Annotated in this window: 14 protein-coding genes; 4 read left to right on the forward strand and 10 right to left on the reverse strand. The window is 61.1% G+C overall.

Annotated elements, in window-relative coordinates; all coding sequences use genetic code 11:
* Nucleotides 1-144 precede the first annotated feature (144 nt).
* Genes CCK88_RS18650 through CCK88_RS05060 form a run of 4 tightly spaced genes read left to right on the forward strand, consistent with a single transcriptional unit; the run spans nucleotide 145 to nucleotide 4,337 of the window.
* A complete protein-coding gene (locus CCK88_RS18650; RefSeq protein WP_086470821.1) occupies nucleotides 145-1,170 on the forward strand; it encodes an AAA family ATPase in 1,026 nt (341 codons plus the stop codon).
* Complete coding sequence (gene metG, locus CCK88_RS05050) at nucleotides 1,167-2,717, forward strand: methionine--tRNA ligase (RefSeq protein ID WP_244557431.1); 1,551 nt, start codon at nucleotides 1,167-1,169, stop codon at nucleotides 2,715-2,717. Before CCK88_RS18650 ends, metG begins: the two co-directional genes overlap by 4 nt.
* An 8-nt stretch (nucleotides 2,718-2,725) precedes the next feature.
* Complete coding sequence (locus CCK88_RS05055) at nucleotides 2,726-3,505, forward strand: TatD family hydrolase (protein WP_086470822.1); 780 nt, start codon at nucleotides 2,726-2,728, stop codon at nucleotides 3,503-3,505.
* A 4-nt stretch (nucleotides 3,506-3,509) separates the two neighbouring features.
* On the forward strand, nucleotides 3,510-4,337 hold the full coding sequence (locus CCK88_RS05060) for an MBL fold metallo-hydrolase (protein ID WP_086469404.1): 828 nt from the start codon (nucleotides 3,510-3,512) through the stop codon (nucleotides 4,335-4,337).
* A gap of 32 nt (nucleotides 4,338-4,369) precedes the next feature.
* Here the strand turns inward: CCK88_RS05060 and CCK88_RS05065 are convergent, their stop codons facing one another.
* The 10 genes from CCK88_RS05065 to dctP form a co-directional block, all read right to left on the reverse strand.
* Nucleotides 4,370-5,968, reverse strand: coding sequence for an FGGY-family carbohydrate kinase (locus CCK88_RS05065; protein ID WP_086469405.1), 1,599 nt, complete (start codon nucleotides 5,966-5,968; stop codon nucleotides 4,370-4,372).
* Between the two features lie 8 nt (nucleotides 5,969-5,976).
* On the reverse strand, nucleotides 5,977-6,705 hold the full coding sequence (locus CCK88_RS05070) for an SDR family oxidoreductase (RefSeq protein WP_086469406.1): 729 nt from the start codon (nucleotides 6,703-6,705) through the stop codon (nucleotides 5,977-5,979).
* 18 nt (nucleotides 6,706-6,723) lie between these two features.
* Nucleotides 6,724-7,974 (reverse strand): sugar ABC transporter permease, encoded by a 1,251-nt coding sequence (locus CCK88_RS05075; RefSeq protein ID WP_086469407.1) that lies wholly within the window; start codon nucleotides 7,972-7,974, stop codon nucleotides 6,724-6,726.
* The gene (locus CCK88_RS05080; protein WP_086469408.1) at nucleotides 7,971-8,780 is read right to left on the reverse strand and encodes an ATP-binding cassette domain-containing protein; all 810 of its coding nucleotides are present in this window, start codon (nucleotides 8,778-8,780) and stop codon (nucleotides 7,971-7,973) included. Before CCK88_RS05080 ends, CCK88_RS05075 begins: the two co-directional genes overlap by 4 nt.
* Nucleotides 8,781-8,836: 56 nt before the next feature.
* Entirely contained in the window at nucleotides 8,837-9,877 is a 1,041-nt protein-coding gene (locus CCK88_RS05085) for an ABC transporter substrate-binding protein (RefSeq protein ID WP_086469409.1), read from the reverse strand.
* Between the two features lie 201 nt (nucleotides 9,878-10,078).
* On the reverse strand, nucleotides 10,079-10,963 hold the full coding sequence (locus CCK88_RS05090; protein WP_086469410.1) for a helix-turn-helix domain-containing protein: 885 nt from the start codon (nucleotides 10,961-10,963) through the stop codon (nucleotides 10,079-10,081).
* Nucleotides 10,964-11,693: 730 nt separating this feature from the next.
* Nucleotides 11,694-12,125 carry a type II 3-dehydroquinate dehydratase gene (locus CCK88_RS05095; protein ID WP_086469411.1) on the reverse strand — a complete coding sequence of 144 codons (432 nt, stop codon included), beginning with the start codon at nucleotides 12,123-12,125 and terminating at the stop codon, nucleotides 11,694-11,696.
* Nucleotides 12,122-13,441 carry a TRAP transporter large permease gene (locus CCK88_RS05100; RefSeq protein ID WP_086469412.1) on the reverse strand — a complete coding sequence of 440 codons (1,320 nt, stop codon included), beginning with the start codon at nucleotides 13,439-13,441 and terminating at the stop codon, nucleotides 12,122-12,124. The genes CCK88_RS05095 and CCK88_RS05100 overlap by 4 nt, the downstream gene beginning before the upstream one ends.
* On the reverse strand, nucleotides 13,438-13,956 hold the full coding sequence (locus CCK88_RS05105; protein WP_086469413.1) for a TRAP transporter small permease: 519 nt from the start codon (nucleotides 13,954-13,956) through the stop codon (nucleotides 13,438-13,440). Before CCK88_RS05105 ends, CCK88_RS05100 begins: the two co-directional genes overlap by 4 nt.
* Before the next feature lie 86 nt (nucleotides 13,957-14,042).
* Nucleotides 14,043-15,023 (reverse strand): TRAP transporter substrate-binding protein DctP, encoded by a 981-nt coding sequence (dctP, locus tag CCK88_RS05110; RefSeq protein WP_086469414.1) that lies wholly within the window; start codon nucleotides 15,021-15,023, stop codon nucleotides 14,043-14,045.
* Nucleotides 15,024-15,162: the final 139 nt, after the last annotated feature.

Consider the following 15,162-nt stretch of genomic DNA (forward strand, 5'->3'; position numbering starts at 1 on the left):
ATCCCCACACACCGCGCCGCTCTCGGACTTGACCCAAGGGCCACTCTCACCGCGCAAAAATGCTTGGACTGGCCTCCGGAGCGAGCCCCATCGGGAAATGGCGGACGATCTGGGGTCCACCCAGGCCGGGAGAGCCGGTTCGCAATGACTGATCCGACCGCGCTCCCCGATCTGCCGCTGCCGGAACAGCGCCAGGCCGCCATCGGTCATGACGGCGCTCGTGGCGCTATCCTCGCGCAGCTCGCCGAAGGTCGGCTTCCAGGCGCGATCATGTTCCACGGCCCCGAGGGGATCGGCAAGGCCACCCTCGCTTTCGAGCTGGCCGTCGCCATCCTCACCGCGACCGGCGACGAGGATGCGCATCGCGTCAGCGAGCAGGTCGCCGCCTTCTCTCATCCCAACCTCTCGGTCCTGAGGCGCCGTCCCAAGGATGCCAGGAGCTATTATTCGGTGATCCGGGTCGAAGACGTGCGGGAGTTGCGTGAGGCGCTGCACCACACGCGGGGTCGGGCCGGGCATCGCATCGCCATTCTCGACAGCATCGACGACTGCAATCCCAATGCCGCCAATGCCCTGCTCAAGACCCTGGAAGAGCCGCCGGCGGACACGACCTTCTTCCTGATTTCGCATCGCCCCGGGCAGTTGCTGCCCACCATTCGCTCGCGCTGCCACAATCTCGCGCTCCGTCCGCTGCCGGACGATCTGGTCGCCTCGGTTGTCACCACGAGCCTTCCCGATCTGGACCGGACCGCGCTCGAGCGGGCGATCCAGCTTGCCGGCGGCAGGCCGCGGCGTGCCTTCGAGACTCTTGCACTGGCGGAAAACTCGCCGGTCGGCGCTCTCGTGCTCTGGCTTCGACGGCCCGATGCGGCACCCGTGGCTGCCCATCTCCAGTTGGCTGATGCTCTGGGCAGCGATCCGCAGGGGGCCGACATGTCCTTTGCGCGCGAAATCCTCAACGATTGGCTGGCGACGGAAATGCGCGAGGCAGCGATGGAGCCGGGCGCGCGCAGGCGTCTTGCCTCTGCCACGGAGCTATGGGAGAAGGCTGGCGCTCTCCTGGCGGAAGCCGACAGCGTCAACCTCGATATGAAGCAGACGCTGGTGGTCCTTTTCGACGCTATCAGGAAGCACTGCGCCCTCATCGCCAATCCCGCCGAGCCAGAATGACCACCAAGCCTTTCTACGTCACGACAGCGATTTCCTATCCCAATGGCGCGCCGCATATCGGCCACGCCTACGAGATGATCGCGACCGACGCCATTGCCCGCTGGAAGCGGCTGGAGGGCAGGGAGGTCTACTTCCTGACCGGCACTGACGAGCACGGCATCAAGATGGTGCAGACGGCTGCCAGGGAAGGCATCCCGGTCCGGGAACTCGCCGATCGCAATGCAGCCGAGTTCAAGCGCCTTGCCGAGGCGCTGAACCTGTCCAACGACGACTTCATCCGCACGACTGAGAAGCGTCACCACGACGCCTCCCAGGCCATCTGGAAGAAGATGGAACAGAGCCACAACGGCGATATCTTCCAGTCCACCTACAAGGGTTGGTATTCCGTTCGCGACGAGGCCTATTTCGATGAGGCCGAACTCACCGAAAAGGATGGCAAGCGCTTTGCCCCGTCAGGAGCGGAAGTCGAATGGGTCGAGGAGCCGACTTATTTCTTCCGACTCTCCGCCTATCAGCAGAAACTTCTCGATCTCTACGAGGCCAACCCCGATTTCATTGCGCCCAAGGAGCGTCGCAACGAGATTATTTCCTTCGTCAAGGGCGGCCTGCAGGACCTGTCGATCTCGCGCACTACCTTCGATTGGGGCATCCCCGTGCCCGGCGCCGATGGTCACGTCATGTATGTGTGGGTCGATGCGCTCACCAACTACATCACCGGTGTCGGTTATCCGGACGAGCAGAGTGAACTCTTCAGGAAGTTCTGGCCGGCTGATCTCCACGTCATCGGCAAGGACATCATCCGCTTCCACACGGTCTACTGGCCCGCATTCCTCATGAGTGCAGGCCTTGACGTGCAGCACCGCGTCTTCGCCCACGGTTTCCTCACGGTCGATGGCCAGAAGATGAGCAAATCTCTCGGCAATGTCATCGACCCCTTTGCATTGGTCGAGACCTTCGGCGCCGACGCCGTCCGCTATTTCTTCCTGCGCGAAGTCTCCTTCGGCAATGATGGCGACTACGCCAACGACAAGCTCGTCAACCGCGTCAACGCCGACCTTGCCAACAACCTCGGCAACCTCGCCCAGCGGTCGCTGTCGATGATCAACAAGAACTGCGAGGGCAGGGTACCCGAACTCGGTGCGCTCACCGACGCCGACACCGCCATCATCGCCGAAGTGACCGAGGCGCTCGAAGTGGCACAGAAGGCCATGGACCAGCAATTGGTTCACGAGGCCACCGGCGCCATCATCGCCGCCCTCAGCTCGACCAATAACTACTTCGCCGCACAGGAACCCTGGGCCCTCAAGAAGACCGATCCTGTTCGCATGGCGACCGTCCTCTACGTCACCGCCGACACCGTTCGTCGTCTCGCCATCCCGATGCAGGCCTTCGTTCCGGCTTCGGCATCGAGGCTTCTCGACCAGCTCGGCGTCCCTGATGACCAGCGCACGCTCGTTGCGGCGGCAAATGCTAACAGTCTGCTAGCAAATTCCGAACTTCCGCCACCCCAGGGCGTTTTTGCGCGTCTGGAAAAGCCGGTTGAGTGACAAAAATCGTGCTTATTGATAGCCATTGCCACCTGGATTTCGAAGCGCTCTCCGCCGATCTCGACGGCGTCCTCGCTCGCGCAGCCGCAGCCGGCGTGGCGGGAATGGTGACGATTTCCACAAGGGTGGAGAACTTTTCCACCTACACCGGCTTGGCAGAACGTTTCCCGAACGTCTGGTGCTCTGTCGGTACTCATCCGCACAACGCGCATGAGGAACTGCATATACAAACGGATGAACTTGTTCGTCTAAGTGCCCATCCGCGTTGCGTTGCTATCGGCGAGGCCGGGCTCGATTACTTCTATGACAATGCGCCGCGCGAGGCCCAGGCGACCGGCCTCCGGCGCCACATCGCGGCGGCGCGCATCACCGGTCTTCCACTGGTTATCCACAGCCGTCAGGCCGACGAGGACATGGCCGCGATCCTCGAGGAAGAAAGCGGGCAGGGGGCTTTTCCGTTCGTCCTCCATTGCTTCACTGCCGGTCGTGACCTCGCCAATCGCGCGCTAAGTCTCGGTGGCTACGTATCTTTTTCTGGGATCGTCACGTTCAAGAACGCCCAGGAAATCCAGGACGTGGCCCGCATGGTCCCGGCGGACCGGTATCTCGTCGAAACCGACGCCCCATATCTCGCGCCGATTCCGCATCGCGGTCAGTCGAACGAGCCCAGTTTTGTGCGCCATACTGCGCAGAAAGTGGCGGAAATCCGGGGCATTTCGCTCGAACAGCTCGGCGCCGAAACCACCGCGAACTTCGGCCGCCTGTTCTCCAAGACCGGTGTGAGCTGAAATCATGGCTCCGCCGGACCGGATCATCGCGACCATTCTGGGCTGCGGATCATCCGGCGGCGTCCCGCGCCTCGGCAATGACTGGGGTGCCTGCGATCCGTCCGATCCACGCAATCGCCGGCGCCGCTGCGCGCTGCTCATCGAAGGCTGGCGCGACGCAATTGATGAACCAACACGGGCACTTATCGACACCGGGCCTGACCTTCGCGAGCAGCTCCTGGGCACGAGGGTGGATCGCATAGATGCCGTTCTCTACACCCATGAGCATGCCGACCACACCCACGGGATCGACGATCTCCGGGTTCTGGCGCTGCATAATCGCCGGCGTGTAGACGTCTACTTCTCGGCCGCGTGCGGCCTGCGTCTGCGAGAGGCCTTCGGGTACTGCTTCTCAACGCCACAGGGTAGCTCATACCCGCCGATCCTCAACGCCCACGAGATCACCGATGGTGACATGGTGCGTGTCGAAGGCCCCGGCGGAACGTTGGAATTTCAAGCCTTTAACCTCCATCACGGGGACATCGACGCCCTCGGCTATCGCGTCGGCGGACTGGCTTATACCCCCGATCTTTCCTCCGTCCCGGAAACGGCAGGACCGGCTCTTGAGGGACTGGATACCTGGATCGTCGACGCGCTGCGCCCGACGCCTCATCCCAGCCACCTCAGCCTTCCCGAAACGCTCCAGCTGATCGCCAAGCATGCGCCGCGCCAAGCGGTCCTCACTAACATGCACATCGATCTCGACTATGCCGAAACAGATCGAACCACGCCTTCCAATGTCGCACCTGCCTTCGACGGCATGGAGGTCAAGGTGACAGCGGATCGTCGCTAACACATTGATTGAGAAGCTGGATCTCGCGGTCTTTAACTGCGTCTGGCCGCAGCTTGTAGCGCAGTAAAGACCCGGTATCGCCGCTCGTGCACATCTCCGATCGCCCCCACGGCAGGCTGAAACGCTCGGCTACTCCGGGTCATCGCCGCCATTGCGTCTGTCATCGTGGTGTATGCATCTGCAGCCAGCGCCCCCAAAATTGCGGCGCCGAGGAGGACTGGCTCATCCGCCTCTGTCGCAATGACGGGCAACCCGCAAGCGTCGGCGAGCAACTGTCGGACCAGTTCGTCTTGGCCGGCGCCGCCTGAAATAACCACGCGCTGTACCGGCGCGCCGTGTCGCGCCTGGGTTTCGATGATCTGCCGGAGGCCATAGCCGATCCCTGTCAGGCCCGCGACATAGAGGGCGACGAGGCTGAGTTCCGACTGGTCCATGCCGAGCCCGGCGATGACAGCGCGCGCGTCGGGGTCGGCGAAGGGCGCCCTGTTGCCCAGAAATTCTGGGACGACGTGAAGCCCGTCGGCCAGCAGGACAGTTTCGGACGCCAGATCATATTGCTGGCGTGCACTGCGGGACAGGTAGGATAGCAGCGGAAGGCCAAGAACGGCTGCCCGCTGCCTTGACTCAATCGTGGCTGGATGAAGCGCCACGAGGCAATCGATCGCCGCGCCCGCGGCCGACTGTCCACCCTCATTAAGCCAGAGGCCGCTGAGCATCGCATCGTAGTAGGGACCCCAGACGCCCGGGACGAAGGCGGGATCGCCGGTCGTGGTCATGGTGCACGACGAGGTGCCGAACACATAGGCCATGTTTTCTTCGGGTCGCCCTATCGCGCCCACCGTGCCGACGCCGCCAGCATGAGCATCGATCAGGCCAGCCGCGATCGGCGTGCCGGGAATAAGGCCGAGGTCCTTCGCGGCCTCAGGGGTCAAGCCGCCGATGCGGGTCCCTGGAGCCACAATATCGGTGCCAATGCGGCGAAACCCCTCTTCGGCCAGGTCGCCGAGGCCGATGGCGTGGAAATAGGTTGGATCCCAGCGGCGCTCATGGGCAATGTAGGTCCACTTGCAGGTGACAGTGCAGGATGATCGGCTGAGGCTGCCACTCATGCGCCAGGTCAGGTAGTCGGCAAGATCAAAGAAGTTCTCGGCAGCATCGAAGACCTGTGGCCGGTGCTCCTTGAGCCAGAGGAGCTTCGGCGTCTCCATCTCCGGTGAAATCGTGCCGCCGACATAGCGCAGGACGTCGTGGCCTTGGGAGGTTATCCGCCTGGCCTGATCGATGGCACGATGATCCATCCAGACGATGACATTGCGTTCCGGATCTTCGGAGGGACCGACGGGCAGGGGGGCTCCGCCCTGTCCAAGAACGACGAGGGAACATGTGGCGTCGACACCGATGCCGCCGATGTCGCCGGCTTGCATTTTGGCAACCCGAAGCGCTTCCCGTACCGAAGCGCAAATAGCGCGCCAAATGTCGTTGCTCGACTGTTCGACGATCTCGCCAGGTTCGTGGAAGATGGCGATGTCGCGCTTGGCTGACGCGAGCATCTCGCCTGCGGCGTTGAAAATGCCGGCGCGAGCACTGCCCGTGCCGACGTCTATGCCGAGGAAATGCTGGGCGATAGTCATGGGGAGCCCTAAAGGTCAACAGTTGTGGGCAGAATGACGAGATCGCGTATGGTGACGCCCTTTTTCCGGGTGACCATGAAGACGACTGCCTCGGCGACTTCGGTCGGCTGCATCAGGCTTCCATTGGCAAGAGCTTCGTCCATTTTGGCCTTGGGCCAGTCCTTGAGTAGAGCGGTGACAACCGGGCCAGGTGCAACGGCGCCGACGCGAACCCCGTCCGGCGCCACCTGGCGTCGAAGAGTGTGAACGAAGGCCTGCACGGCAAATTTCGAAGCCGTGTAGATCGGCTCCCACACCACCGGCACCAGTCCCGCGATGGAGCTGGTGAAGACGACATCGCCCGATTTCTGAGCCACCAGATGCGGCAACACCGAGCGGACGGCGCGGAAGGTGGCATTGATATTGAGGTTCAGCATGCGCTCCCAGTCATCCGGATTGCCATCCACCACCGGTCCGCCGACATAGGCGCCGGCATTAGCGTGAAAGATGTCGAGCCCGCCGGCCAGGGCGCGAATGGCCTCGCCAAGACCGTCGACTTGGGCATGGTCGAAAAGGTCGACCTTAAGGGCAAAAGCGCCGTCGCCCATGTCACCGACCAGCTCGTCGAGGCGTGCTGCATCGCGATCGATCAGCACCACGCGCGCGCCTTCTGCATGCATGGCGCGGGCACATTCAAGCCCTATGCCCGAGGCGGCACCCGTCACGGCGGCAACTTTGCCGCTCAGCTTCTGGGTCATTTCAGCATTCTCCGATAGTTAGGCACGTCCATGCGTGACGCGGCTGCGGCGCGCGAGGGAATCAACGATGACAGCGATGGCGAGCACGGCGCCCGTAATCATGTAGCGCAACGACGAGGACAGGTTGAGCAGGGTCAGGCCGTTCGAAATGGCCTGGATAACGATGATGCCGAGCACGGCCGACCAGGCGCTGCCCCGCCCGCCGAAGAGGCTGGTGCCGCCAATGACTGCAGCCGCGATGGCGTTGAGATTGACGTCGCCGGTACCGGCCTGCTGGCTCGAAGAGGCCAGGCGCGACGCGGCAAGAATGCCTCCTGCGGCAGCAAGGGTCGAGCAGATCACGAAGGCGGACGTATAGATGCGCTTGACGTTGATGCCGGCGCGTCGTGCTGCCTCCCGATTGCCGCCGACCGCGAACATCGAGCGACCCCACTTCGTCCGGGTCAGGCCATAGTTCAGCACTACGGCGATCAGCACGAAGAGCGCGAACATCCACGGCAGGCCGCGACCGAGGTTCAGATACCAGGCGGCAATGCCCAGAGCGAGCGTCAGCGCGATTGCCTTGGCAAAGACCAACCGCATTGCAAGTGGTGAAAGGCCTGCGGCGACACGGCGATGACTGGTGCGCCAGCCGTTGAAAGCAATCAGGGCGCCTGGGATGATGGCAAGCAGGTAACTCAGCCAATCCGGCATGATCAGGGTCTGCCCGAAGCGCACCAGGTCAGACTGGAAGGGCAGGTTGATCGAACCGGTGGCGCCCAGGAGGTAAAGTTGCAGACCTAGCAACGCGAGTAGGCCAGCCAGCGTGGCGACGAAGCTTGGCATGCCCAAGCGGGTATAGAAGATGGCATAAACGAAACCGACCAGAGCGCCAGTCGCCAAAGCGGCGAGAATGGCGACGGGGAGAGGCATGCCTGTATTGACCCACAGCACGCCGATTATGGCCGAGGCAAGCCCGCTCATCGAACCAACGGACAGATCGATTTCGCCCAGCATCAGGACGCAGACGATGCCGAGGGAAATTACGCCGACCGTGGCGCAATCAAAGAGCAGGTTGACGAGGTTATTGGGGGCGAGAAAGACAGGGTTGAGCGCGGTGAAGACAACCGAGATGAGAATGAGCCCGACAATGACCGGCAACATGCCGAGATCGCCGGAACGGACACGGTCGACAAAGCCGCGCCAGGCGCCGGCAAAACTGTCGTCGTTGCGAACGCGGCTGTCGGCGCGGTCGAGGGCTGCTGCATTTTGGGGATCGGGCATGGTCATAGTCCGGCCTCTCTGGTAGCGGCGTGTTCGGCGCGTGTTTTCTGGCGGCGGGTGACGGCGTTTTCGCTGGCGCCGGTGATGGCGGCGACGAGGTCCTGGTGGGACGTATCGGCGGTGAAGACGCCATTGTTTCGGCCAAGCCGCAGGACGACGATGCGGTCGGCAACGGCGCGCACATCTTCCATGTTGTGGCTGATGATGATGACACCAAGCCCGCGGTCGCGAACGCGCTCGATGAGGTTCAACACCTCGGCGGTCTGGGCGACGCCGAGCGCGGCAGTCGGCTCGTCGAGCATGATGATTTTCGGCTCGAGCAGCAGAGATCGGGCAATAGCCACCGTCTGGCGTTGACCGCCGGAGAGCGAGGCAATGGGCTGGCGCACTGATGGGATGCGGGCGGCGAGTTCTCGCAGCAGCGACCAGGCGCGCAATTCCATCGAGACTTCATCCAGCTGCCACGGCGCCAATTCGTGGCCGAGGAAAAGATTGGCCACGACATCGAGGTTTTCGCACAGGGCGAGATCCTGGAATACGGTGGCGATGCCCAGTTCGAGAGCCCGTCCCGGACCGTTGAGGGACACTGGACTACCCAGATATTCGATGGTGCCGGCACTTGGCTGAAACACGCCGGCGAGAATTTTGACCAACGTCGATTTACCCGCACCATTGTCGCCGACCAACGCCACGACTTCGCCGGGATGGACGTCAAGCTCGATATTGGTCAACGCCGAGACGGCACCGAAGTTCTTTGAAATGCCGCGCAGCCTCAAGATCGGCTCAGTCTGCGGCTGCGTCAGTTCTGTCATATCGATCTCGCGAATTCGGCCCCGCCCCCGAAAGGACGGAGCCTGGGGGACGCTTGTTACTGGATGCCCAGCGCGCTACAGCCTTCCGCATATTCACCGGTGCACACTTCTGCTGCCGTTTGGATACCCTTGTCGAAGATCTCTGCCTTGATGTTTTCGGCAGTGACTACCGCAGGCGTGAAGAGCTGCGAGGGTGTGTCGTAGAGGGTGTGCGTGGCCTCGGGGGTCTCGCCGTTCATCAACTTGACGGCCACTTCGGCAGCAGCACGGGCCACGATCTCCGAAGGCTTGGAAATGGTGTTGTACTGATCGCCGGCGATGATCAGCTGCAGTGCAGCGATCGTGGCGTCATTGCCGGAAACGGGTGGGACCGGGTCTACGCCGGCGGCCTTGAAGGCGGCAATGGTGCCACCGGCCGTCCCGTCATTGGCGGCGACGACGCCCACGATCTGGTCGCCGAAGCGAGTGATCTGGCCAGCGACCCATTCCTGCGCAGCGGGCGGTGCCCAATCCGGCGTGTCGAACTCTGCAAGCGTCTCGTAGCCCGATGAATCAAGCGCCTTGTCGATGCCGTCGCGGATGAGGCCGGCAGCGGCGTCGGTCGGCGAACCGTTGACCTGCAGCACCCCCGAACCTTCCGCGACGCCTTCGGCCTTGAGGTGATCGACCAGTGACTGGGCAATGGCGTTGCCGATGCCTTCGTTGTCGAAGGAAACATAATAATCCGCAGGCAGGTCGGGAATGGGACGGTCATAAGCGATCACCTTGACGTCCTGCGAATGGGCGATTTCCACCAACGCCGCGGCTGCTGCGGAATCGACCGGGTCGAGCACGACGATGGTCGCGCCCTGCGCTATCACCGAATTGAACTGCTGCTGCTGCAGAGCCGCATCGGCATTGGCGTTCTGATAAATCAGCGTGCAGTCGGCGCACAGCTCCTTCATTGCAGCTTCGAAGCCCGGCCAATCGTGTTCTTCATAGCGGGTCGAAGCCTGATCAGGCATCAGGAAAGCGACGGTTGTGGCTGCCTGGGCAGCGGTTGCACCGGCCATAGAAATTGCGATGGCGGCGGCAGTTTTGAGGGCAGTGGCGTTCATGTTTCTCCTCCAGAAACGCTTCTTGGTTCTCCGACATGAGGTCGGCTTTGAGCCCTTCGCTCGGCAAAAACAGTCCTCTGCGATCAAGACGTAAATTCTTGATCCGCCGGTTTGCGGTTGCGAATGGATGGTCAGGTCCCTGCCTCGGGCAGGGTCGTCAGCCCGGTGCGGTCTAGCCGGACGGAGGTAGGAAGGCTGGATTCATGCGGCCTCCTCGATGTTTTTGTTTTCGAGCAGCAGTCGCCGGAACTGCGTTGGCGTCACCCCGCGCAAGGCCAGGAACTGACGGTTGAAATTGGAGACATTGTTGAAGCCAGAGGCGTAACAAACATCCGTGATGGTCGCGAAGTCCGACGACATGAGCAACTGGCAGGCGAGCGTCACACGTAACCGGTTGACATATTTGGTCAGGGACTGCCCGGTATGGCGGCGGAAACTGCGCGACAGCGTCGAGGGCGTTACCCCAGCCAGCTGCGCCAAAGTTTCTTCGTCCAGCGTTTCCGTGAGATTGTCATTGATGTGGGCCAGCACTTCGTTGATGCCGGTGGACATGAAACCCGAAGGGTCCGGCAGGTATTGTTGGCTCGTCAGTGTCTGTGCGTCGCGATCCTGTTCCAGCGCTGCAACGATGCCTAGGAAAAGCGCGATGCGTTCAGTCCCATTGGCGGGGACGATGCGGCGCATAAGCTCCGCTACTCGCGCCGAAGTGCCCGAGCTGAAAAGTACGCCGGCTTTGCTCCGTTCGAAGAGCTTTCGCGCATCGACGAGTTCAGGAAAACAGGCCACGGTCCGGGTTACGAAATCTTCGGTGAACTGCATCACCCGGCTGCGCAACGGTACAATGGCTTCGTCGTCGACCTCGCTGACCCAATTGTGTGGCAGGTTTGGACCGACAAGCACGAGATTGCCGGGGGCAAACTGGCCAATGAAATCGCCGATGAAGTAGCGGCCGGAGGTAGCGCAAACCAGGTGCAGTTCGTATTCGGGATGGAAGTGCCAGCGCACCGTGTGAAACGGATAACCGTGTTCCCATGCCTTGAATGACTCAGTTTCGCCGATACGGACGAGTTCGAGATCCGGTTGCACGACAGTCCTCCACAAGCCAGCACACCTTGGGCCTTGGCTCGACATGGGCCGAGTTGATCCCGGTCTCCACATTCACAAGCTAAGTCCGAACCATCATGCGGCGCTACCACGCGCTTGTCATTTATTTGATACTTTTTTGTCGCCTAGAATTCTTGGCTCGCCAGTTTTTATCAACGTGAGGTACGTTGCTCAACAGTCAGCACAGCAAGCTACAGGGTAGGGACTGCGCTTCACACAATGCTCACGAAATACGGGCGAGTTGTCGCTTTGTGGAATGCCGCTGCAAGGTACTACCGTAAGCAGCCTCAGGATGATCTCGCATCTCCCGTTGTTGATCGGCACCATGTGGTCAATATCGCAAACAGCCGACCCGCTGCCGCAGAGCGCCGCGGTATCACTCAGGTGACGTGCATAGTTGGCCTGTTGGCGGAGAATCCAGATGAGGTGAGATTTTGTGCCCGCGCACGAAACCTTCAGTACGGGCTCAGACATGACTACTGGAGACCGCAAAGCGCCAAAAACTGAGGACGACAAATAGCGATGTTTCGAGCCAACGCCCAACAAACGGCACTCCCTCGATCGCCTCAAAGTTCCATAATATATATTATGCGAAATGAGGAGTTGGGAACACCGCCCCTGTTGTCGGTCCTGCAACCAGTGTTAGCGCTGCCCTTTGAACAAGGCGTGGCCCGGCACAAATGCCGGGCCTTGTATCTGCACTCAGCGCGGTTCAGCCTTTGACCAGACTCAGCACAGCCCTGACCCCCACGCGGTAACCGCCGGCGCCAAGTCCGGCGATTACGGCGTCGGCGCGCATGGACACGTATGAACGATGATAGATCGGCTCACGCTTGTGGATGTTGGAGATGTGCAATTCGATCACGGGCCCCTCAAACATCTTGAGTGCGTCGAGCAAGGCCAGCGACGTGAAGGTGAACGCCGCCGGATTGATCAGGATGCCATCGCCTTCATCGATCGCTTCATGCACCCAGTTGATCAACATCTCCTCGCTGTTCGTCTGGCGAAACACCAGTGGCCGGTCTCCGGCTTCGTGCCGGCACATCGCTTCCACCTCGCTCAGCGTGGTGGTGCCGTAGATGTGCGGCTCGCGCTTGCCAAGGCGGTTGAGATTGGGGCCGTTCAGAACATAGATCGGTTTCACAGGCCCGCCCCTCCCGGCACGTAGCCAAACAACTTGGGAAGCCAAAGGACGGTTTCGGGCACGAATGTAAAGAGGATCAGCGCGCCGATCAGCGTCCACAGGAAAGGCATAACGTCCCCGATGATGTGCTTCATGGGTGAGCCCGATATTCGGGTCATGATGAAGAGCAGCAAACCGTAGGGCGGCGTAATCAGCCCCAGCATGATGTTGACCACCGCAACGACGCCGAAATGGACCATGTCAATGCCAAGCGCTTGTGCCGTCGGGATCAGCACGGGCACGATGACGAGCAGGATGGTTGTGCCCTCGAGCACACACCCCAGGATCAGCAGGATGATGTTGACGATGATCAGGAAGGTGATCGGGTTGAGATCCCAGGAGATCAGGATCGCGCTGATGGTGCGGGGAATGTTCTCGACGGTAACGACGTAGTTGAACACAAGCGCGCCGGCGATGAGCATACCAATCGAGGCGGTGGTCTTGGCGCTGGTGAGCACGGACTGGTAGAGGTCCGGCGCCTTCACGGCCCTGTACACCACGGCCGAAACCAGCAGAGCGTAGGCCGCAGCCACCGCTGCCGCTTCAGTCGGCGTGGTGATGCCGCCATAGATGCCATACATGAGCACGATCGGCATGAAGAGGACAGGAAGTGCCTCCCATGTCATGCGCGGCAGTTTGCGCAGCGGCACCGGCTCCTCGACAGGAAAGTCCCTGACCCGAGCGGTGATGGCAATCTGTACCATCATGAAACCGGCCATGAGCAGCCCCGGCACGACGCCACCCAGAAACAAGTAGCCGATCGACGTGTCCGCCACGAGCGCGTAGAGCACCATTGGAATTGAGGGCGGAATGATCGGCCCGATCACCGCTGTCACCGCCGTGAGGGCTGCCGCATAGGACGGCGTATACTTGTCGTTCTGCGTCATCATATGCTGCATCATCTTGCCCGAGCCTGCCGCATCGGCAACGGCCGAGCCGGACATGCCCGCAAAGACGATCGACTGCAGGACGTTGACCTGTGCGAGACCGCCGCGGAAACGTCCGACAAGCGCGTCGCACCATTTGAGCAGGCGGTCCGACAACGTCCCCGAATTCATGATTTCGGCGGCAAGAATGAACAGCGGAACGGCCAGCATGATGTAGTTGGAATACATGCCGTTTAGAAACTGTTCGGCGACGATGCCAGGATCCTGGCCGCGCATCAGCAGGTAGAGCACCGATCCGCAAATCATCGCCAATCCCATGGGGAGACCCAGAAATGCGAGAACCGTGATGAGTCCAAGGGCGAGACTGAAGGCAAGGGAAATGGTGGTCATACGCCTGAACTCACCTTGGAATGGTCGAAGTCATCGGCCCCCCTGCCCCACGCCGCCTGCCAGGCCAAATAGAGCTGACGCACGATCATGGCCACTGCGAAAATGCCGTAGATTGAATAGAGGTAGTCGAAGCGGATCTTGAGGTAGGCCGTGCGTTCGACTTTCATGAACAGGATGTAGTCGATGACGGCCGGCAGCGAGATGGCGAAGAGCACGACGAGTGTCAGGCTGCTTGCCAAGACCATGGCGCGACGAACGCGCGGACCCACCGCCCCGTAAAGGATGTCAAATCGGATTTCCTCGCTGTCGCGCACCACGAAGGCGGTACCGAACAGCACCATCCAAAGCCACATCACCACACTGATTTCGTGTGTCCAGCCAATGGGAAGGTTCAGCAGATAGCGGAAGACGATCTGGACGATGAACACCACGAACATAGTGGCGAGCATGGCAGCAAGAAGATTTTCGGCGCGGGCATAAAGCCATCGGCCGGCATTGCGCAGGGGTGGTGACATTCGAGGCTCCAGGCTGGCGAACCGTCCGCGCCGGCGCGCCGCATGCGAAAAGGCGGTGCCTCGGCACCGCCTCGTTGGATCAGGGCTCAGAGTGCGTTGATGCGATCAACGATGCCTTCGGGCCAGTCCTTGGCCAGTTCGGACTCGAGATATTTTTGCTGGGCAAAGGCGCGGAAAGCGTCGAGGTCGGGTGTGTAGACGTCGAGACCCGCGCTCTTGAAGCGCTCGGCGAGTTCAGCCTCGCGCGCTAGGTGCTCCTGCTGGCTGAAGTCGATGGCGACGTCGGCTGCTGCCTGGAACGCTTCCTGCTGCTCAGGCGACATGGCATCCCAGGAGGCCTTGTTGATGACGAGGAGGTCGAAGCCGACGAGGTGCGAAGTCAGTGCGATCTGCTTCATCACTTCGTAGAACTTCATGTTCTCGACGTTGGGAAGCGGGTTGTCCTGACCATCGATGGCACCCGTCTGCAGGCCGGTATAGACTTCGGCATAGGCCATGGGTGTAGGATTTGCGCCGATGGCCGTGCCAAGAAACTGCCATGCGTCACCACCGGGCATGCGCAGCTTGATGCCGGCCATGTCCTCGGGGGTGTTGATCTTGTTTTCGGTGATCAGGCCAACCTGACGTGCGCCGAAATAAGTCGGACCGAGAATGTAGATACCCAGCTGCTCTTCGGCCATCGCCTTGAATTCGGCGCCCACATCGCTGTTGAAAAAAGTGCGCAGATGGTCGGCATCCCGGAAAAGGTAAGCGGACGTCAAGACTGACCAGGCAGGAATCTGATTGGAGATGTCCTGCGGTGCAATATTGCCCATCTCGAGGTTGCCGCGCTGCAGCGCAACGAGTTCTGTCCCCTGCTTGAACAGGTTGCCGCCGAGGTAGGTTTCAATCGTGGCGATCTCAGCGACCTGCGACGACATCAGCGACATCATCTCGGCCCGGATATCCTGCTCGGAGAACACTGCCGAAAACCGCAGTGTTGGATTGTCTTGCGCCATGGCGGGAAATGCGGCTGCCAGTAAGACGCCGCCGACCAGCAATGCGCGACGCGAAAGCGAAATAGTCATGTTTCCTCCAGGGAGCGTTTGGCGCTCCGATTGCGGTCGCAGCTTATCTTCTGCGACCCCTAACCGCAGACCTCCCGTCCCGGCTCCGAGCACTTTGTACGAACTAGTACGTTCATGTCAACACGAGCATATCATGTTT

The organism is Devosia lucknowensis (genome assembly GCF_900177655.1).
Lineage (GTDB): Bacteria > Pseudomonadota > Alphaproteobacteria > Rhizobiales > Devosiaceae > Devosia > Devosia lucknowensis.